Origin of the sequence: Anaerococcoides asporogena (genome assembly GCF_029590275.1) — a bacterium.
GTDB lineage: Bacteria > Bacillota > Clostridia > Clostridiales > Clostridiaceae > JG1575.
Window position 1 is genome coordinate 2,475,477 of the sequence record NZ_CP120965.1, and the last position, 20,234, is coordinate 2,495,710.

Consider the following 20,234-nt stretch of genomic DNA (forward strand, 5'->3'; position numbering starts at 1 on the left):
AGTTGCTCAACTTATGCTTCAGGCCCGACGAATCTTTTTCCAGACAGCCTGGACGATCTGATCCACTTCGGGGATCTTCAGACACAAGATCAGAAGACCATAAACGACGGCAGAGAGAAGAATGGAAGCCATAACACCCAGTTTTGTCCCCGCCATTGCTTCCAGCTGATGGAACGAGAACCATGCCGTGGCACCCATTACCAGGGACGCGAACGAGATTTTTAAAAGCTTCCCTGCCATGGACCGATACTGCAGCGAAATCTCTCCGCGCCAGCGCAGGATAATTACCAGCAGGCCGGCACTGATCAGTGAGGAAATCGAGGTAGCCAAAGCCAGGCCATTGATGCCCATAAAACTCGACAGCAACAGGTTCAGGACCACATTGATTCCAACGGCAATGGCCGCTGTTATCATGGGGGTTCTGGAATCACTCATGGAATAGAAAATTCGGGAGAAGATTTCACGGAAGGCATAACCAATCAAGCCCGGTGCATAATAGAACATGGCGCCGCCGGTCAGATTGACGGCCCGTTCATCAAATTCTCCGCCAAAAAACAGCAGATAGATGATCTGGTGGCTTAAAACCATCAGCCCCATGACACACGGAATGACTACCAGCGCCATGGTCACCATGGAATTGGTTGTCATGTCCTCCACTCCTTTGAGATCTTTCTGATAAAACAGCTTGCTGATCTTGGGATAGATGACGGCGATGATCGAGTAAACAAAGATCCCCTGTACAAAGCCATTCATCTTGCTGGCATAGTCCAGAGAAGCCACCCCGCCGTCCAGCAGCCGGGAAGCCATGGTCTTGTCCACGACAACGTTGATCTGATTGACAGCCACTCCCAGCACCACCGGCGCCGCCAGAGCCAGCAGATGCTGGAGTTCCCGGTCCTGAAAATCAATCACCGGCTGCCAGCGATAGCCCAGCCGCCGGGCAAAAGGAAGCATCCAAAGAACCTGGACCAGCACCGAAAGAACAATCCCGATGGGCAGGAACAGAGGATTCAGGTACTTTGCGGCTGGATAGGACAGATAGAACACGAGGTTCATCGGAATCCCCACCAGTGCCGGCACCCAGAAGTTGTCGTGAATCTGCAGATAGGGCTGCAGCAGATAGCTCATAAATGAGAATACCACGCCCCACACCGCAATTCGGGTGAATTGCTTGGTCAGTTCCAGCTTGCTGCCGGTAAAGCCTGAGGCAAACAGCTTCACAAAAAATCCGGGATACAGCGTAACAATGAGACTGAAGACGATCCCGATCAGGATCGTCACATTGGTTGTATTGGCCAGGAACCGGTGAGCCTGGTCCCTGCCCTTCTTCATCTGAGTCCGGTTGAAGGTCGGAATGAAGCCCGTGGAAATTCCTGTCCCCACCATCATCAGGATGATCATGGGGATGGTCTGAGCGATTTTGTAGGCTTCGGCCGTTTCACCGATCCCAAAGAACCGGCCGAGCAGGATATCGCGGATAAATCCGAACACTTTCGTGAAAGCTGACAATGCCATCAGCAGGATGACCGCCGATCGGGCAGACTTTCCCTTTGAGCTGCTGGTGGTTTCAGCCGCAGGTTTCTGGTTCAGACGTTCCTCCGGGGTGAGCGGTTTCTTAGGCATGAAGAGCGTCCTTTAACGCCGCAGCAACGGCTTCCTGATCCGCTGGCGTGATATAGGGCGACAATGGCAGAGCCAGTACACGCCGGCACAGGTCGGTTGAAACCGCCAGCTCCGCCTCATTGACGGCCAAGTTGGCATAGGCAGTCTGCCGGTGCATCGGTTTGGGATAATACACCATGGTAGGAATTCCCCGGGCTTTGAGCTCGGTCATGACGTGATCGCGCTGCGCTTCATCCTTGCATTTAATGGTATACTGCGCCCAGCCGGAGGTATACCCCTGAGGAATGATGGGAGTCTGAGCCACACCCCGGAGCAGATCGTCGTAGTTGGCGGCTGCTCCGGTAATGTCATCCAGCTCATAGTCTCTGAGGGCCTTGAACTTTTCCTGTAAAATCACCGCCTGGATCGTATCCAGCCGTGAATTGTACCCAATGCGGACATTGTCATACTTCTCCTCCCCTTTGCCGTGCACCGCCAGGGAGCGGATCAGCGCAGCCACTGCATCATCATTGGTGAAGACCGCGCCGCCGTCGCCATAGCAGCCTAACGGCTTGGCCGGGAAGAAGGAAGTGGTGGCAGCATCGCCGAAACTGCAGTTTCGGCGATCTCCGATGGCACCGGAAAATCCCTGCGCCCCATCTTCCAGAAGCATCAGGCCTTCGCGCCGGCACAGCGGTTCCAGGGTCGGATAATCCGCCGCCAGACCAAATAAGTCAACGGCTACCACCGCTTTCGGGGTCAGGCGGCCTTCCGCCCGAACCTTGCGAATGGCCTGTTCCAATGCTTTGGGATCGAGGTTGAACGTGTCCTCCAGGACATCGACAAACACCGGGGTCGCCCCGGTTACGCTGACAGCCTCCGCGGAGGCGAAAAACGTAAAGTCAGGAACGAAGACGGCGTCGCCGGGTCCGATGCCCCACGCCTTCAATACCAGCATCAGAGCATCCGTGCCATTGGCACAGCTGATGCAGTGCTTCACTCCGACATAATCTGCCAGCATTTCTTCCAGCTCCCGCACCGGCTTCCCGCCGATGAACTGGGCGGAGCCCATGATTTCCATGACTCTGGGGTCAATGGCTTCCTTTAGTGCCAGATACTGGCTTTTCAGATCTCTGAATTCCAACTATTTCAACTCCTTCAGTTCCTCGGTCTCAGTCAGTTCATAGGAACGACCACAGCTGCAGTGCAGTTCCCCGGGCAGAACCTTGCCACATTCGCAGACCCAGCCGCGCTGACGGGCCGGACTGCCCAGCATCAGGGCATGGGCTTTCACATCCCGCACCACAACGGCACCGGCACCGATCAGACACCATTCGCCCAGTGTGACGCCGCATACGATGGTGGCATTGGCGCCGATCGATGCGCCATATTTTACTTTTGTCTTCAGATAGCCGACCCGTCCCTTGGGATATTTGGCCCGGGGAGTCAGGTCGTTGGTAAATACCATGGAGGGGCCGCAGAAGACATAATCTTCCAGCTCCACCCCCTCGTAGACCGTCACGTTGTTCTGAATCTTGACTCCGCTGCCAATGATGACATTGTTCGAGATATTGACATTCTGTCCCAGGGAGCAGTGTTCCCCGATGCGGGCACCCCGCTGAATATGGCCGAAATGCCAAACCTTTGTTCCAGTGCCGATCTGTACGTCCTCATCGATATATGCCGACTCATGGACAAAATAGTCCTTCTCCAAGGCCGGAGTAGCCTCTGGCAGATGTTGTTCCATCGATTCGCTCATCAGTTGGTCTCTCGCAGCCTGCGTTTGACCTGGGCAACATGCTCGACATCGATCCGGTCGCTGAACCGGCCTTCAAAGTCGGTGGATGCCACCTCTGTCAGGGGCAGTCTGACCGGCTTGCCGGATGCCGCCGACTGATAGATGGCCAGCACCAGTTCCAGGGCATTGCGTCCGTCCTGCGCCGTGATGTACGGCGGACGCCCTTCCCGAATGGCAGCGATGACATCCTGATACAGCGGCGTATGGCCAAACCCATAGACATTGGGGGGATTCTCATGGTACACCGTTTTGATCTCTTCCGGATCGTCCAGCTGGTCACGGAACAACCATTCTTCAATAATATTGACGGATTTTCCGCCGGCCTTGACGGTCCCGTCCTGACCAAACAGGTAGAGCGTTTCTTCCAGGTTTTGCGGGAAAATGTTCGTTGTTCCCTCAATCATGCCATAGGATCCGTTGGAGAATTTGACCAGAGCCATGCCCAGATCTTCCGCTTCAATAAACGGATGCATCAGGTTGTCGGTATAGGCGACCACTTCTTCAATCTCGTTGCCCATCATCCAGCGCAGGAGATCGATATTGTGGATGCACTGATTCATCAGCGCGCCGCCGTCCTGTTCCCAGGTTCCCCGCCAGGGAGCCTGGCTGTAATAGGATTCACCGCGGTTCCAGCGGATGTGGGCGGTTCCGTGCAGGAGACGGCCGAACCGGCCGTGTTCCATGGCCTCACGGATCTTCTGGACCGATTTATTGAACCGGTTCTGGTGGCAGGCACACACCGTTACCCCCTTGGCCGTACTGCGCCGGATGATTTCATCGGCTTCCGGCAGGGACAGCGTGATCGGCTTTTCAATGATCAGATGAACCCCGGCATCAATGCAGTCCAGGGCAATGGACCCGTGTTTGCCCGACTCGGTGCAGATGGCCGCAAGGTCGATGGCCTCATGCCTGAGCATCTCCCGGTAATCCGTGTATTTCTTAACCTGGGCAAGCCCAAACGCCTGTGCCTTTTCATCCATTCTCTCCGGAATCACATCGCAGATGGCGACAATCTCCAGGCCGTTGGCCTGGGCCGCCGCAAAATGATTAACCGAAATCCGGCCGCAGCCGATAATTGCAAATTTCATGACATATCTCCTATAACAGATCGATCTTGGACCGATCCGCAATGTATTTCATGGCATTCCGGGTATCCAGGATCGCCTGGGCTTCCCGGTTGATGGCTTCATAATCCATGACGCCATGGGCCGTAGTGATCACAACCAGGTCATACTGTCCCACGGTTTCGATAGTGAGTTCCGTCAGTCCCTGATGCTTTTGACCCTTGAACTTGTATTCCGCGATGTAGGGATCAAAGAATGTCACTTCGCTGCCCTGCTTCTCAAAGTTTTCAATGACTTTCAGTGCCGGGGATTCGCGGTAGTCGTCTATGTCATTCTTGTAGGCAACACCCAGTATCAGGATCTTGGAGCCGTTGAGCGGTTTCCGATGCCGGTTCAGCACCCGGGCGGCGCGCTCGATGACGTACTGGGGCATGTAGTTGTTGATTTCACCCGACGTTTCAATCAGCTTGGTGTGATAATCATACTCTCTGGCTTTCCAGGTCAGATAATAGGGATCCAGCGGAATGCAGTGGCCGCCCAGACCTGGGCCCGGATAGAAGGCCTGGAAGCCGTAAGGCTTCGTTTTGGCCGCATCGATCACTTCCCAGACGGAGATGCCCATTTTATCGCAGATTATCGCCATTTCATTGACCAGACCGATGTTGATGTTGCGATAGGTGTTCTCCAGAATCTTTTCCATTTCAGCGACAGCCGGAGACGAAACTTCCAGAATATCGCCGGCCAGAACCGCCCGGTACATGGCCGCGATGACTTCGGTGGCATCCTTGCCGACTCCGCCCACTACCTTCGGGGTGTTCTTGGTATTGTAATGTTTATTGCCTGGATCGACCCGCTCGGGAGAGAATCCCAGATAGAAATCCTCGCCGCAGGTCAGCCCTGAGCCAGCCTCCAGAATCGGTTTCAGCAGTTCTTCCGTTGTGCCGGGATAAGTGGTGGACTCCAGGACCACGATGGAACCTTTTTTCAGGTAGCCTGCAATGGCTTCCGTAGAGCTTTTGACATAGCTGATGTCCGGCTGCTGATACGCATCCAGCGGCGTCGGGACGCAGATGGCGATGAAGTCGACATCACGGATAAACGAGAAATCATTCGTGGCCCGCAGCATGCCCTGCTGGACCAGGGTTTTCAGATCATCATCCACGACATCTCCGATGTAGTTATGGCCGTCGTTCACCCAGTCCACTTTCTGCTCCTGGACGTCAAAGCCGATGGTCTGGAATCCGGCTTTTGCCTTTTCCACGGCCAGCGGCAGGCCGACATAGCCAAGTCCCACGACCCCGACCGTGATCGCACGATCCTGAATCTTCTTCAACAGTTCATTTTTCATCATGATTTTTTATCCTCTTTTCGTTTACGGAATAATCTGCGGAAGTCATCGGACAGCTTGCCATAGTGATGCATTTCACGGACAAAACGTCTGGATTCCTCATAAATCTTTGTTCGTTCTTCCTCTTTCAGACCCTTCGCCTCCAGGATCCGGTCAGCAATGTCCCGGGCATCTCCGGCACGGGCTTTCAGGGTATTCCCGACTTCATCCATCGGGCTGTGCTCCGTATCCCAGGCGTTGATGATGGGACGGCCAGCCAGCAAATAATCGAAGATCTTGTTGGCGGACACTCCATATTCATAAAGCGGCGAAGGCTGGCTGCCAAGATACAGCGCGTCGCATTCAGAAAGTGTCCCAATGACCTGAGCTTTGGGAATGGGATCTTCAAAATGCACCCCATTCAGCTGTTGCTCTTCCTTCAGGCGAAGGAGCTCACTCTTCAGAATGCCGTCACCGATAACCACGCAGGCAATCTCGGGATGATCCTTCAGATGAATCATGGCGCGGATCAAATCCTCCATGGCGTTGCTGACCGAGATGCCTCCGGCATAACCGACGACAAATTTCCCCTGCTCTTTCAGTTTCTGAATTCGGTTCGCGACGCGGTCGCTGACCTCCGGCGGGGTGCCGGCTTCCTTGAAATAGGATGGCGGCAGTCCATTGGGAATGTGGATTACCGGAGTCGTGAAGCCTCGGGACTGAATATAGGGCTTCACATTGGGCAGAACCGAAACGATGCAGTCCGATTGACGGTAGGCCGAATCTTCCGCAACCTGCATCGCCGCGATGAAGGGATGATGCTTGGAATAACCGCCCAGAAGGCGCGGTGACAGCGGCCAGAGATCATGAATCTCATGGATCAGCATCGCCCCGGATTTTCGTTTGATTTTCTGCCCGATCCAGGTATCCATCGGGTACGTGGAGGAACAGATGACCACATCCGGCTGATAGCGCCGGATGAGTTCATCGGCGGCTTTCATGCCCTTCTGAACAAACTGCGCCATAGACAGAATACGGTCAAAATTATTGCCGTGATAATGCCTGGTCCTTAGAAAACAAAAGCGGACCCCGTCAATGACTTTTTCTTCCAGGTCTTCGCTGATGTCGGGATTATGGCTGCGCAGATGTGAATAATCAGCCGCCAGGATGGTCGTGTCAATTCCCGCCCTGCGCCACTCATGAGCCAGGTAAAAGGGGCGAAATTCCATCCCCAGGGTTTCTGAGCCGGCATAATGGTCAATGTATAGTACGTTCATGGTCGGAGTCATCTCCTTTAAATTCAGGGAAGGTCAATTGCCGAAAAACACTTCACGCACGGTCATCCAGAGAAGTCTCAGGTCATAAGCGAGAGAAGCGCGTTCGACATAGTCCAGGTTGATCCGGAGTTTTTCCGGCATGATTTCTTCCAGATAAGTTTTCTCAGGATCCTGTGACTGACCCAGCAGCTCGGATTCCTTGCGGTATTTAATCGAGGCCAGGTCGGTCACCCCAGGCTTGATGGACAGAACTTTTTTCTGTTCCTGTGTATAATGGGCGACGTATTTGGGAACTTCCGGCCGAGGACCGACAAAGCTCATCTCCCCCTTGACGATATTGAGGATCTGGGGCAGTTCGTCCAACTTGAATTTGCGAAGCGTTTCCCCTACCCGGGTCACCCGGGCGTCATTGCCCACCGTGATCTTCAACCCCATTTCTTCCGCCCCTTCCACCATGGTTCTGAACTTCATGATCCGGAACGGTTTCCCGTTTTTCCCCACCCGTTCCTGAAGGAACAGCACAGGGCCCGGCGAAGTCAGTCTGACCAGGAGGGCAATGACTGCCAGGAACGGCGACAGCAGGACAAAACCGATGACTCCGAATATACGGTCAAAGGCTGATTTGGCGAAGCTGTTAGATGGTTTCATAGTCAATCCGGTGCTCCTTACGCACTAGTTCACATACTTCAATGAACTGGTCCAGAAGGTACTCCACCTGCTCATCGGTCAAAAGGGTGTGCAGGGGCAGAGTGACTTCATTTTCGTACATATGGTAGGCATTGGGATAATCCGCAATGTCAAATCCCAGATTTTTGTAGGCCGTCATCATCGGCAAAGGCTTGTAATGGACATTCACGGCGATATCGCGTTCGCTCATGCGCTCGATCACCTCATTGCGGGCCTCAACCGGAAAGCCCAGGAGGTTGACCAGATAGAGGTGTCCGCTGGACCGGCTGGTATCATCATAGTGCTTCAGCGGGCGCAGGTAAGGCAATTGGGTCAGACGCTCGTCATAGCGGTGGATCATCTGAGCCCGGCGTTCCAGCAGTTCGGGGTAGCGCTTTAACTGAGCCAGTCCCAGAGATGCCATGATATCAGTCATATTGCCCTTATAGCCGGGATAGATAATGTCATATTCCCAGTCACCGCCCTTGGTTTTAGCCAGGGCGTCCCGATTCTGGCCGTGCAGGGCCAGCAGCATGAATTCCCGATACACTTCCTCATCATTCCAGCCGCCTTCCTGCCGCCAGGTGATGGCTCCGCCTTCTGCGGTCGTAAAATTCTTGACCGCATGGAAAGAATAGCAGGAAAAATCGGCGTCCTGTCCGCTGCGCAGTCCATTGCGAACTGCTCCCAGAGAATGGGCCGCGTCGGCCAGCACGACGATCCGTCCGAGCTGTTTCTGCCGGTCATTGGCTGCAGTGAACACAGAGCGGTACTCCTCACACAGTTCGATCAAGGCGGAATTATCAGTCATGACACCGCCCAGGTTCACGGGTATGATCGCCTTGGTCCGATTCGTTATTTTGCGGCGGACATCTTCCGGGTCAATAAAAAAGGTGTCTTTCGCGGTATCGGCCATGACGATCTTGGCGCCGACGTGATGAATCACGGAAGCGGAAGCACTGTACGTATAGGCTGATGTAATGACTTCATCCCCTGGTCCGATTCCCAGAAAGCGCAGCACCATTTCCATGGCGATAGTCGCTGAGTTCATGCACACGACACGGCTGGTGCCGACAAATTGAGCCAGTTCCTGTTCCAGTCGTTTGGTTTTCGGACCCGTCGTAATCCAGCCGGACCGCAGGGTGTCGACCACTTCATCAATTTCCAGCTGGCTGATATCCGGTGGCGAAAAATTAATTTTCATCAAATGTCCCTCTTTCAAGAAAGCTTCTCGGTGGGAGCTTCCCGGTAGGTCGTAACAATGGTCCTCATGGTGTCTTTCACTTTCTGATTCGATGCAGCGCTATCTTCGATGACCGCTTTGAGCTGAGTCAGTCCGTCAAGCAGTTCTTCCCACTTGAATTCGCTGGGCTTGCCAATGAAGACCAGGGAGTTTTTGGTCTTGGTCAGTCCTTCTTCACTCATGAGCAGCTCCTCATAGAGCTTTTCTCCGGGGCGCAGCCCCGTGACTTCAATCTTAATGTCGACATCCGGTTCATAGCCGGACAGGCGGATCAAATTCTTGGCCAAATCGTAGATCCTGACCGGTTCCCCCATATCCAGAACGAAGATTTCACCGCCTCTGGCGAATGAACCAGCTGTCAGGACAAGCTTGACCGCTTCTGGAATGGTCATAAAATAACGCGTAATGTTGCGATGGGTAACGGTTACGGGGCCGCCTTCGGCAATCTGCTTTTTAAAGAGCGGAATGACGGAACCGTTGGATCCCAGCACGTTGCCAAAACGGACTGCCACAAAGGCCGTGTGTTTTGAGGTCTGGTTATAAGTCTGGATGATCATTTCGCACAGACGCTTGGTCGCGCCCATGATGTTCGTCGGATTCACTGCCTTGTCCGTTGAAATCAGGACAAACCGGTCTGTTTTCGTTTCATCGGCTGCCTGTACCACATTAAGAGTCCCAAACACATTGTTCTTGATCGCTTCCTTCGGAGAGGTCTCCATTAAAGGAACATGCTTGTGAGCCGCGGCATGGAATACCAGATTAGGGCGGTAGGTCTGAAATACTTCAAAGACTTTTTTGCGGTCACGGACACTGCCGATCAGCGTGACCAGCTTCATCTGAGGATAGCGCCGGAGGAGCTCCATCTGGATCTCATAGGCATTGTTTTCATAGATGTCGAAAATGATCAGCTGGCGGGGCCTAAACTCCGCAATCTGACGGCAAAGCTCTGAACCGATGGATCCACCGCCCCCTGTCACCAGGATGACTTTGTCCTCAATGTACTCCATCATGGAGGACACCTCGAGCTCAATCTCCTTGCGGCCGAGCAGGTCGGTGATTTCAACATCGCGGATCGCAGCCACGTCGACCCCTTTGCTGATGATTTCAGACAGGTTGGGCAGAGTTTTCATCCGGACTTTCGTCTGGTTGATGATTTCCATAATGCGTTTCTTCTGCTCTCCGGTCAGCGACGGAATCGCAAACACGACTTCATCCACCGACAAATCCTCCACGAGTCTTGGGATATCGGCAGTGGTGCCGATGACGGATACACCGGAAATGCTCTGATGGAGCTTTAAGGGATCATCGTCGATGAGACCCAGTACTTCGTAGTCGAAATTCGGGTTGTTGCGGATTTCATTGATGAGCAGCTTGCCAGCCAGTCCGGCTCCAATGATCAGGACATGTCTGGTCTTGCTCTCTGCTCCCAGGATCGGAGCCTTGGTTTTAATCAGAAGGACGCGGTAGGCAATTCGAACCCCCTCTGTCCCGATAAACGCAATGATGACCGAGATCAGAATCGTGGCGATGGTGATATCGTTCAGATAAAACTGATCCAGCATAATTGAACCGAACATGGCAACGACGTTGGCATACATGACGTTCATGTATTCGTCCAGTCCCGCATAGGCCCACATGTTGCGATACAGACCGAACAGCAGGAAACTGCCAAGATAAATCATCAGGATAAAGGGCACATAAGTTTTAAAATAGTTGATATCACCCGAAGTCAGGAAAAAGTCCCGCTTCAGATTCAGCGAGATGAAATATGCGCCTGAGATAATAATGATATCCGCGATCATCAAAACATACTTGCGATAATTGGTTGTCATGATAGTTCCTTTCAAATGTCAATTCACTTCTCGAGGGGACAAGCACGGTTCCTCCTCTGCCTCAGGGATCAATCCCAACATCCAGCCACATGTGCAAGTGACCATTCAGATTTGGGAATCAAGTTTTTTCTTTCCATAACTATACGAATGGCATAAAGGAATTTCCTTTATGCCACACCATTCAGTCTGAATGCTTACCGTTCCCTATTATATATCCGGCATATAAAGAAATAAAGAACAAAACAGTATCAAAACATATTTATTCCCGCTTTGAGGATCCCTTGGACCCCATTGTTCCTGGCTGTTCATGGGAAGCCAGACAATAATACACCATTTTTATTATACCATGGTATATAATGGGGATGGAAATTATCCGCTGGAGGATCCCATCATGAAACAAGTTTCGCCTGTCGCCCACTCCCCTGCTGCATCCGGGCAGCAATCCGTGAAAATGATACTGACCAATCGGTTTGATCCCGATGTGCGTGTCTATAAAGAAGCCCGCTACCTCACAGCACAAGGTTTTGACGTTGAAATCCTGTGCTGGGATCGGGAAAATGAATATGCCCGGACTGAAGTGGTGGATGGAATACGAATCCGCCGGTTCAATCCGCCCGCTGTATATGGCACAGGCCTGCAGCAGCTGGTTCCCTACATCAAATTTCTCCGGCAGGTTCGGCAATATCTTAAGACTCAGGAATATGCCTATCTCCATTGCCATGATCTGGACGGCATGATCGTCGGCGCGGCCTGCCGCTCCGCCAATCCTTCTGCCAAACTGATTTTTGATATGCACGAAATCTATGAAGTTCAGGGAAAAAAGCAGAAAATCCGCCGGCTGGTTCGTGCGCTGGTTTCGCGTTATCACGGCCTGGCCGACGCCATCCTGTATGTCAATGAACTTCAGCTGGAACACATGAGCCCGGCGAATCGTAAAAAACTGATTCATCTGCCAAACTATCCCGATGCAGCCAATTTCAGTTCGGATGAAAAGACCGTTTCTCCTTTGCTGCGGGTTTCCTATATCGGTTCGGTCCGGCACTTTCAGCAAATGAAAAACCTCCTGGATGCCGCCTCAGGTGCCGAAGGTGTCTACACATCGATCCACGGGTTTGGCACGGCATATAAACAGCTCCAGGAGCTTGAAGCGGGCTATCCCAATGCTCAGGTTACCGGTCCTTACCATTTCCAGGAAAGCACTCGTCTGTTCTCAGAAGCCGATCTGCTATATATCATGTACCCCATGGATACGCTGCAGAACCGGGAATCTGAACCCATCAAGTTCTTCGAAGCCATCATCACGCGAACCCCCATGATCGTCAGTCCGCTCTCCCGCCTGGCTCAGTATGTTACCAGGTATGGCATCGGTTATCTGGTCGATGGTGAAGACATCGGAGAAATTCGCCGTCTGCTGGCTCATATCGCCACCCATCGCGAGGAACTGGCCCAAATGCGGGAACGAATGAAATCCATTCAGTTCCAGTTCACCTGGGACCATGTGGTGAAGGACCTCAGTCAGATCTATCAGTCTGACCCTAATCGTTGATGCCTGAATGGTCAAGTCTTATTACCGCCCCCTGTGCGAACATGAATCCCCCTTTCCCAAGACGTGAACCAGCAGATATCAGTAGAAATCGGTAGATAACAGTAGCTATCAGTTGTAAGTCGACTGAAATACATCTACCGCTGCCAAAGACTCTGATCCTGCCGCCATCCAGAGTCAGGATCAGAGAATTTCCGGGATCAAACCCAAGTCCATGAGTCATATCCAAACACAGGGAAAAACGAATCGAATACAACGCAAAAAGAAGAAGGCCAGCACCTTCTTCTTTTTGCATTATATTTGTGGTCTGTCAGCCCGGCGATCTTCTGTCATAAGCCACTGAGCAGATTTTACCTGGTTTTTGAGAGGCCATCTTCGGTTTCTGAGGAATAAAGGTACAGGATCAGCAGCAGAAACAGCAGTCCTCCGGTAACCAGGCCAGTTACAAGCCCTCCGTCATTCAGGGAAATGATATGGAACATAGCCATTCCGATGATGAAATCCTGACCCAGGGACTGGCTGAGCGAATTGATCAGAACCAGAATCAGCGCAAACACGACGGCAATGGCCACCAGTCCAATGAGACCGCCGTTGGCATAGGCATCCGCCACATAACCGGCATTGGCGTGCATATCCGGCTTATTGAAGAAGGTATCACCGATGACTTTCGCCGCGTCCGTCGGATACGGATTGGGGATATTCAGAATCCGCCCGATGGTTCCCTGAGAATAGTACAGCTTGGGATTGAAGGTGAAGAACTCATACCAGAAAAACTTCAGCTGCGCGGGAAGAAACAGAAGTCGTCTGATAAACAGGGACGGAATATAGATATTTCCGGTGTAGACATACACTGCCAGATTGCCGGCGGCATACAGCGGAGCAATCAGAGCCGCCGACGGAAGGAAATCAAAGTGCTCCATAAACCACATGACTCCCAGGATGGCCACGGGAATAAACAGCATGGCCTTTTGGGCTGTAATAAAAAACAGGAGGAGCTGAAGTCCTATGCCGAGTCCCAGCAGGCTCTTTTTTTTCTGCTTGAATCCCAAAGCGATCAAAAACGGGTTTATGACCTTGCTCTGCCATGGCACCAGATATCCCATCCCCAAAGGAAAGCGGATGGTTTCCCGGATGTCATACGTGTTGTCGAAGTTGAGCGCGCCGAGGGAAATACCGTTCGCCGGGATCATCACCGCATAAACCGCAACCGTCATCAGCGCGATCAGAACGAGCAGAATCCGGCGGGAATTTGCAATTCGTAAAATTCGCAGTGGAGGGATCACCCGTACCAGGATACACTCCAGCAGGAAGGCGGCTATGCTCCATCCCATGAACCGCATGGAACTGTCCGTCAGACTGTAATAGGACAGCATTGGGAGAAAGATCAGCAGCAGGTGGATCTGCAAAATGACAGAGGCCGGGCGCTGGTCCCGCGGCATTAGAAAATACATCAGGACCAGGAGAAATATACCCAGCAAATATTTATAGGGAGAGAATTCCAGAATAAACCGGTTGGAAACAAACAGCGGCTGGACGAACAAGATGTATATGGCCTCCAGCACCAGTTTGAATGCCAGGATCCCTCCCAGATTCACCAGATCCCGGTGATTCGATTGTACTTTCATAATAGGGTTCCTTTCTGTGGCATTGAGCCGTTCTATTCGGCGATGATAACCGTCCCGAACAGTCTGGCTCCGGCCTTTTGTGCCAGTTCCTGAACGTTTTTCAGTTCACTCCTGGAAATCATGGGATTGGCAACCAGGACAACCTGGGAATCCGGGCCGATTTCTGAGAGATGGTCATAATCGAATCGCTCCAACAGCTCCACTTCCATTTCCTTCAGCTGATCCGACAACATCGTCTGGAGCTTTGACGCAGAGGCAGCTCCCAACTGGATGAGTGTCAGACGGTGAGCCTGGGCATCCTTCAAATCAAGACTCAGACGCGACAACAGTCGCTCGGTCTGATCCTTCTGTGTCACGGTTCCAAAAATCAATCGGTCAGCCAGCTTTTGCGAACCATCCGGAATAAACCCAAGCAGCGGTCTTCCGGTCAATTGCTCAAGGTCTGCACTGTCATGAATCATCATGGAGCGCCCCGCCAGGACCGCTGCCAGAACAAAGGCCAGAGCCAATCCTCCGAACAGCCCAAGCAGTCCCCATTTCGCTACCGAGCGGAGAATGGAACCGGCACTGACTCCGGCTGAGGGATCCGTTGGCAGTACGAGGGCCGGTCTCAATTCATCCATTTGCTTCTTATAGTCATCCAGCTGCTCAATTCGAAGTGTGAGCCGCTGCATGATGGTCTCATCAGCTTTTTTCTGCGTCGTAGCGCCGATTTCTTTCAGTTCATAGGTTTTATTAGCCTGTGCTTCATAGATCCCCATGATGCGGTCATAGTTGTAGTTTCCCAGTGCTTCCGCCACGGCCGGATCCTCATGGACTGCCGCCAGTGTCAGTAGATTGAGATCGTCATTATAGGCCTGCGCCACCAGTTCATCAACTTGCTCATCACTGAGGGAAGCATTGCCCAAAATCCGCTTGAACTGAACATAATCTTGCGACGTGAACTTATAGAATGAGTAGAAATATCCAATTTCATTGGCAGTCTGGACCTGTGCTCCTCCTTCCACGCGGGAAGAATCATCAATAAAAATGGCGTGTCTGCGGGTCGTGACCGCAGAAGGATCAAAATTCAGCAAAATGCTCTCCTTGAGACTCTTCTGCTGACTCAGGTAAAGGCTTTCGAGCGCATCATACTGAGTTTTTCGATAATTGAAGGAAAGTGGTTCTTCCTGCTGTTCTCCGGAACTTACAGGGCTCAGGCTCTTTTGCATGCCGAGCACCATTCCCAGAACCAGAGGAATCAGAATCACCAGTGCAAACAGTCTTTTTCTACGGAGAATTTGGAGCAATATGGCATTTAATGTAATTTCTTTCATCAGTTTGAGACCTTCTTTCATGGATCTTATTTCATCCGGTCGGTTGACTTAATCATTATACCAACCGACTGAAGAATTGAAATAGTAATTTCATGATAAACTTTGGAAGGGGTTTATTCAACCTGACGGGGAGAAGGACAGGCTTTCACCAATTATCCAGCTCCGCCAGGCAATGTTTCGAATTTCATAATATATCTGCCCGGCAAATTGACAGAACCACCTGGAAAAAGTAATCGGTCAGGCCGCTCCGCTGTAACCCTGCCGTAACTTAATGATGATATAATACCCTTGTATTCTAAGCTAGGAGGTGAACCATTGGAGCCGAATCATACAGAACATAGATTGCTGGTCGAACGAAAACTGATCATGAGATCCATTCTCGTCGTACTTTTTTTGCTGGTTGGCTGCATCGCCTGGTTTATCCATCAGTACACCTCCACCGTACTGACCAATATCCGCGGCGAAGCCATTACCCCTATGGAGGCAGGAATCGATCGCTCCGTTCGGGATCGTATCAATCGATACGACAACCAAATCAAAAACATACTCCTGATCGGCATTGACCGGAACAATGATCCGGCCGATCCCAGCCGTTCGGACACCATGATGATTCTTTCGGTTGATGATCAGCACAATTCATTGAAACTGTCATCCCTGATGCGTGATACTCACGTAAAAATCAGCGGCCACGGCACCACCAAACTGAACCATGCCTATGCCTATGGCGGAGTCAAGCTTCTGATGAAAACCGTGAACACGAATTTTGATTTAGATATCGAGGATTATGTCATGGTTGATTTTCATGACATGATCTCTATCATAAATGCGGTGGACGGGATTGATGTGGACATCAAAGAAAATGAAATCGAATATATCAACAACGGCATTCGAAACCTCAACAACCTGGAAGGCACTCAAATCCCCTATGTAGAAACACCAGGCCTGATCCATCTCGATGGCACCCAGGCGACCTCCTACGCCCGGATCCGAAGCACGAAGGGCGGAGATTACGCCAGAACCGAGCGACAGCGACTCGTCCTGAAGAAAGTGTATGATAAAGTACGAACCGCCAGCCTGGTGGATCTGCCCAACTATATCGCCCAGTTAAGTCCCTTTGTCAAGACCAGCCTGACTTATGATGAGATATTCGACCTGGGTCTGAAAGTCCTGACGGAAGAATTCAGCATCAAGGGAACTCATTTCCCCACGGTCAATACCTCGGAGGAAATCAGCAAATCCGAGTGGTACATCAAAATGGACAAACCCGCCACAGTGGATGAACTCCATGACTACATCTACCGTGATATCCCCCCACAAAACACTGAAACCTTCCTGCAGCAGGGCCCGTCCGAAGGACAGTATCCTTAATCAGACCGCGCTGAATCGGGCAGCTAACCCTATCACCTGCCCGTTGAGCTGTGCGGGAATTGGAGCCTTCCGATCAATTACCAGAGCCGATCTTGTTGAAGAATCCAGGGTTTAAGGTTGTGGATCAAGGATTGATAACCAAATCCTGACTTTCCAAAATCAATCCTGACTTTTCGAAATCAATATTAGTTCCGTCATATCAAACAGGGACCTTACCAGGCAGGCTGCTGCCTGCCGCGAAGGTCCCCGTCATTTCTATTGAAGTGGTGGCGCAACGCGCGATTCGATCAAAGTTCTTTCCCTGTTTAATTGGCGTTCATGTAGTTCATAATCCCATCTGCGATTGCCTGAGCTAGTTTGTCGCGGTAAGAGCTGCTCTTGATTCGGGCAAGATCTTCTACATTGGACAGATATCCCAGGTTAAGCTGGGCTGCCGGCATCTGAGTGTTCTTCAGAATGCGGAAGCTGTATCCCATATGGTCGATATCTGAGATAATGCCCAGATTGCGGGTGTAGATCGGCGCGACTTTCGAAGACAGAATTCCAGCGGCTTCCTTGCCTTCCGGCTGGTACAGATTGGCCAGCGGATCCAGCTTGGCTCCTGCAAAGTAAGTGCGGATTCCTTTGGTCGTTGAAATTGAGCTCTTATTGTAGTGGAACGACACAAACAGGTCTGCTTTGGCATTGTTGGCCAGTTCGATGCGGCGATCCAGCGAGACCGTTGTATTGGTGCTGCGGGAAACAACGACATTGATGCCGCGGCCCTTGAGCTTGGTTCTGACCAGGTTCGACAGGTACAGTGCCTGATTGCTTTCCGAGTAGGTCACGCCATTTTTCAGGACCGTTACGCCCTTATCGGTTCCACCATGGCCCGGATCCAGGAACACAGTAGGATAGTTCTTGATCCGAATGGATTCTGTCCGGCGCACATCCCAGAAACTGCGGGAAGCAGCATGCCTGGCTTCCACCACAACGGTGTAATAACCGGTCAGAGCTTTCCAAGTGGCCTTGGGTTGACTGGACCAGTCCTGCACCATGATCTTTTGTCCGGTGGACTGGCTGATCAGGTAATAGCGGTACAGGTAGTCCGATCTGACAGGCGCTGCATTGATTTCGAGGTTTTTGCCGGCCGCTTTAATGCCTGCGGTATACATTCCGTTCAATGAGATGGAATAAGGGTTTTCAGGAGTATATGAAGTCGGTCCATATACCGGTACAGACGCATCGGTAATGGTTGCCTGAATTGTCTTCAAGGCGCCTTCGCGGCCGGTGGCGATTTCTCGCGCCCTTACTCCCAGCGTAATGCTACCCTTCATGGTCGGGGTGAAACTCAACTTCGAAGAAGAACCCCATTGAGTCAGGGGCAGGCTGGCTGCACCGTCCTGGAGGAACAGTCGATACTCATAGGCCGTATCTGTCCGATAAGGCGTCACGCTGACAGACAGCGGACTTCCCTTTACGTAAGGTCCGGTTCCCAGCGCAATGGTCTTAAGATCCGCAACGGGTTCCGCCAGCACCTGCAGTTTCAGTCCTTTTTCTTCAAGCACTGTCCCGTTGCCGGATTGCTGACGGGCCTGAACGGTCAGGTTCAGCTCGCCGCTCCGGGTTGGTGTAAAGGTGAGCTTGGGATCCAGGCTCCAGTCCCGTAAAATTCTGGCCGGAGAAACGGACTGATCTATGAGTCGATAATCAAGGTTCATTCCCGTTCCGGCAATCGGAGTCACTGTAACCGAAGCCGGGCGATTCACGTATACTCCTCCGGTTGGAGATGAGATAGAAGCAATCACCGCCTGCGATACGGGTGCCTCTTCCACCTCAACAGTCACCGTGGCACTTTGGACCGCTTCCCCGCCGATCAGTTTATTTCTGGACAGCACCCGAATCATATGGGTTCCAGTGGTCTGCGGTGTGTATTCATAAACCCGGCTGCCTGACCAGGAGCTGAGCAAAGTGGTTTTTCCGGCATGTTCCACTTCCAGCTGATACTCATTCACTCGGGTGGTAGCCTCCGACACATCCTCAATCTGGATTCCGATTTCAGTTCCAGGATAATAAGGCGATGAGCTTAACAGGACCGTGCCGATTACCGGAATGACATCGCGGTCCGGATCGGGCTGTTCGATGATTTCACCGATGGTCACGTCCTGTTCCTTAACATCCTTGACCGTCGTTGCGCCTCTTTGCCGAATCTGAACGGAGAAACGATAGTTTCCTGCAATTGTGGGCGTATAAAATGCTGCCTTATTCTCTGTCCAGGCGGTCTGAACCGTCTGGTTGGTGGTACGATTGGTAAACGTGAAACGGTGTTCTGTATCTGAATTCGTCGCAACAGCCACCCGCAACTCCTGTCCGGGGGCAAAGCCATCCTCCAGGGTGATGTTCAGGGCATTGGTTTTCGAGCGCAGGACGCTGGAGACTTCCATGTCCGTAATAGCCGCTGTGCCCGGCGTCGGATCAAAGGGCAGGTTGGAAGACTTGCTGGTCCGATCAATGATATTGCGGATCTTGTAGCCATACTGATGGCCCATAGCCCAGCCTCCGCCCTGGATGTTCTCCTGATAGCCAAGATACTCGACAGCAGGCGCGTTCCCCCGGGTAACATAATTGAAGCGCGGATCCGCCAGGGTTCCATTCAGTTTCCGTGCGGACGCATAGGCCACAAGATGCTGAACATTGACCCGAATTCCCTCTCTCATGTTCAGGAACACATTGCCGCGGACCGGACCACCCGTAGCGCCGATTCCGCCGAAGTTGTTCTGAGTTTCCTGAACGGTATACAGATAACTCAGCCAGCCCGTTTCAAGCATCATCTGAGCAAATACGATATCCGGCCGGACTTTCTCAAGGGCGGCCTCTTCAAACAGCAGATCCACAAACCGGCTGACAAACGCGTTGTCCTTGGGGATGAGCCCATGTTCTTTTGCGGAAGCTTCATTGCTGATCTTGAGCATGTGCTTGAACTGATTGCGGTCGTTGACATATGGCGCAATATTTGTCTGATCGGAATGAATGTTGGTCAGCTGGGGATCCACAGTCACCTGACGGATGTCACTGAAGATCTGCCCGTCCTGACCCTGCGCCGTGACTTTAATATAATTGGCTCCCACACCAAGGCCCTGGATCAATGTCGTGTAGGAAGACCTCGTAGTCGAGGAAAGATTTGGGACTACCATCACTTGAGCTTCGGTATTCATGGCATTGCGATAACTGATCTGAATAGAAGTCGGCAGGATCAAATTGCTGACATTATAGCGAACCACATATTGGTCCGTTACCCAGTTATCAGGCTGCGGTGACATGATGACCACCTCATTGGCTGCAGAAACCATAACCGGTTGGTGAAAAATGACGGGCGAAAGGATCACCGCAGACAAAATGCAGACTAAGATTCTTTTTGCTAAATTCATGACTCCCCCTGTTTATTTTTATTGCCAAATTACGAAATTATTAGAAAAACATTTGGCCTGACACATTCATCTTATAATAACATGATGATTTCCGGCAACATAAAACGTTTAAACCCCAACAAATCTTTTCAAATACAATTCCGCTTCTGACACCTTTTTTTAACTT

Annotated in this window: 14 protein-coding genes; 2 read left to right on the forward strand and 12 right to left on the reverse strand. The window is 51.8% G+C overall.

Translation table 11 applies throughout. From position 1 onward, the window contains the following. Positions 1 to 18 precede the first annotated feature (18 nt). From murJ to P6M73_RS11490, 9 genes are read right to left on the reverse strand one after another with little or no spacing between them, the layout of a single operon-like run. The gene (gene murJ / locus P6M73_RS11450; protein ID WP_277853183.1) at positions 19 to 1,623 is read right to left on the reverse strand and encodes a murein biosynthesis integral membrane protein MurJ; all 1,605 of its coding nucleotides are present in this window, start codon (positions 1,621 to 1,623) and stop codon (positions 19 to 21) included. Further along, entirely contained in the window at positions 1,616 to 2,746 is a 1,131-nt protein-coding gene (locus P6M73_RS11455; RefSeq protein ID WP_277853184.1) for a DegT/DnrJ/EryC1/StrS family aminotransferase, read from the reverse strand. The genes murJ and P6M73_RS11455 overlap by 8 nt, the downstream gene beginning before the upstream one ends. Beyond that, positions 2,747 to 3,349, reverse strand: a complete 603-nt coding sequence (locus P6M73_RS11460; RefSeq protein ID WP_277853185.1) for an acyltransferase — start codon at positions 3,347 to 3,349, stop codon at positions 2,747 to 2,749. An 11-nt stretch (positions 3,350 to 3,360) separates the two neighbouring features. Beyond that, on the reverse strand, positions 3,361 to 4,488 hold the full coding sequence (locus tag P6M73_RS11465; protein WP_277853186.1) for a Gfo/Idh/MocA family protein: 1,128 nt from the start codon (positions 4,486 to 4,488) through the stop codon (positions 3,361 to 3,363). Positions 4,489 to 4,498: 10 nt separating this feature from the next. Beyond that, the gene (locus tag P6M73_RS11470; protein WP_277855770.1) at positions 4,499 to 5,812 is read right to left on the reverse strand and encodes a nucleotide sugar dehydrogenase; all 1,314 of its coding nucleotides are present in this window, start codon (positions 5,810 to 5,812) and stop codon (positions 4,499 to 4,501) included. After that, entirely contained in the window at positions 5,812 to 7,068 is a 1,257-nt protein-coding gene (locus P6M73_RS11475; protein WP_277853187.1) for a glycosyltransferase family 4 protein, read from the reverse strand. Before P6M73_RS11475 ends, P6M73_RS11470 begins: the two co-directional genes overlap by 1 nt. Positions 7,069 to 7,101: 33 nt before the next feature. Next, positions 7,102 to 7,716 carry a sugar transferase gene (locus tag P6M73_RS11480; RefSeq protein ID WP_277853188.1) on the reverse strand — a complete coding sequence of 205 codons (615 nt, stop codon included), beginning with the start codon at positions 7,714 to 7,716 and terminating at the stop codon, positions 7,102 to 7,104. After that, positions 7,703 to 8,938: a DegT/DnrJ/EryC1/StrS family aminotransferase gene (locus P6M73_RS11485; RefSeq protein WP_277853189.1), complete on the reverse strand. Its 1,236-nt coding sequence runs from the start codon at positions 8,936 to 8,938 to the stop codon at positions 7,703 to 7,705. Before P6M73_RS11485 ends, P6M73_RS11480 begins: the two co-directional genes overlap by 14 nt. Before the next feature lie 14 nt (positions 8,939 to 8,952). Then, entirely contained in the window at positions 8,953 to 10,809 is a 1,857-nt protein-coding gene (locus P6M73_RS11490) for a polysaccharide biosynthesis protein (RefSeq protein ID WP_277853190.1), read from the reverse strand. 391 nt (positions 10,810 to 11,200) lie between these two features. Between P6M73_RS11490 and P6M73_RS11495 the strand changes: the two genes are divergently transcribed. Beyond that, a complete protein-coding gene (locus P6M73_RS11495; RefSeq protein WP_277853191.1) occupies positions 11,201 to 12,355 on the forward strand; it encodes a glycosyltransferase in 1,155 nt (384 codons plus the stop codon). Positions 12,356 to 12,702: 347 nt separating this feature from the next. Here P6M73_RS11495 and P6M73_RS11500 read toward each other — a convergent pair whose 3' ends face one another. Then, complete coding sequence (locus P6M73_RS11500; protein ID WP_277853192.1) at positions 12,703 to 13,977, reverse strand: hypothetical protein; 1,275 nt, start codon at positions 13,975 to 13,977, stop codon at positions 12,703 to 12,705. 32 nt (positions 13,978 to 14,009) lie between these two features. After that, the gene (locus tag P6M73_RS11505; RefSeq protein ID WP_277853193.1) at positions 14,010 to 15,293 is read right to left on the reverse strand and encodes a hypothetical protein; all 1,284 of its coding nucleotides are present in this window, start codon (positions 15,291 to 15,293) and stop codon (positions 14,010 to 14,012) included. A gap of 315 nt (positions 15,294 to 15,608) precedes the next feature. On the opposite strand from P6M73_RS11505, the gene P6M73_RS11510 reads away from it, so the two are divergent. Beyond that, positions 15,609 to 16,661 carry an LCP family protein gene (locus P6M73_RS11510; RefSeq protein WP_277853194.1) on the forward strand — a complete coding sequence of 351 codons (1,053 nt, stop codon included), beginning with the start codon at positions 15,609 to 15,611 and terminating at the stop codon, positions 16,659 to 16,661. Positions 16,662 to 16,966: 305 nt separating this feature from the next. Here the strand turns inward: P6M73_RS11510 and P6M73_RS11515 are convergent, their stop codons facing one another. After that, positions 16,967 to 20,068 (reverse strand): N-acetylmuramoyl-L-alanine amidase, encoded by a 3,102-nt coding sequence (locus P6M73_RS11515; RefSeq protein WP_277853195.1) that lies wholly within the window; start codon positions 20,066 to 20,068, stop codon positions 16,967 to 16,969. Positions 20,069 to 20,234 lie beyond the last annotated feature (166 nt).

Excerpts from the sequence above, each read along its gene's own strand:
- P6M73_RS11490 (WP_277853190.1), bottom strand. The coding sequence starts at position 10,809 with ATGACAACCAATTATCGCAAGTATGTTTTGATGATCGCGGATATCATT.
- P6M73_RS11485 (WP_277853189.1), bottom strand. The coding sequence starts at position 8,938 with ATGAAAATTAATTTTTCGCCACCGGATATCAGCCAGCTGGAAATTGAT.
- P6M73_RS11460 (WP_277853185.1), bottom strand. The coding sequence starts at position 3,349 with ATGGAACAACATCTGCCAGAGGCTACTCCGGCCTTGGAGAAGGACTAT.
- P6M73_RS11470 (WP_277855770.1), bottom strand. The coding sequence starts at position 5,812 with ATGAAAAATGAACTGTTGAAGAAGATTCAGGATCGTGCGATCACGGTC.
- P6M73_RS11495 (WP_277853191.1), top strand. The coding sequence starts at position 11,201 with ATGAAACAAGTTTCGCCTGTCGCCCACTCCCCTGCTGCATCCGGGCAG.
- P6M73_RS11515 (WP_277853195.1), bottom strand. The coding sequence starts at position 20,068 with ATGAATTTAGCAAAAAGAATCTTAGTCTGCATTTTGTCTGCGGTGATC.
- P6M73_RS11480 (WP_277853188.1), bottom strand. The coding sequence starts at position 7,716 with ATGAAACCATCTAACAGCTTCGCCAAATCAGCCTTTGACCGTATATTC.
- P6M73_RS11500 (WP_277853192.1), bottom strand. The coding sequence starts at position 13,977 with ATGAAAGTACAATCGAATCACCGGGATCTGGTGAATCTGGGAGGGATC.
- P6M73_RS11505 (WP_277853193.1), bottom strand. The coding sequence starts at position 15,293 with ATGAAAGAAATTACATTAAATGCCATATTGCTCCAAATTCTCCGTAGA.
- P6M73_RS11465 (WP_277853186.1), bottom strand. The coding sequence starts at position 4,488 with ATGAAATTTGCAATTATCGGCTGCGGCCGGATTTCGGTTAATCATTTT.
- murJ (WP_277853183.1), bottom strand. The coding sequence starts at position 1,623 with ATGCCTAAGAAACCGCTCACCCCGGAGGAACGTCTGAACCAGAAACCT.
- P6M73_RS11475 (WP_277853187.1), bottom strand. The coding sequence starts at position 7,068 with ATGAACGTACTATACATTGACCATTATGCCGGCTCAGAAACCCTGGGG.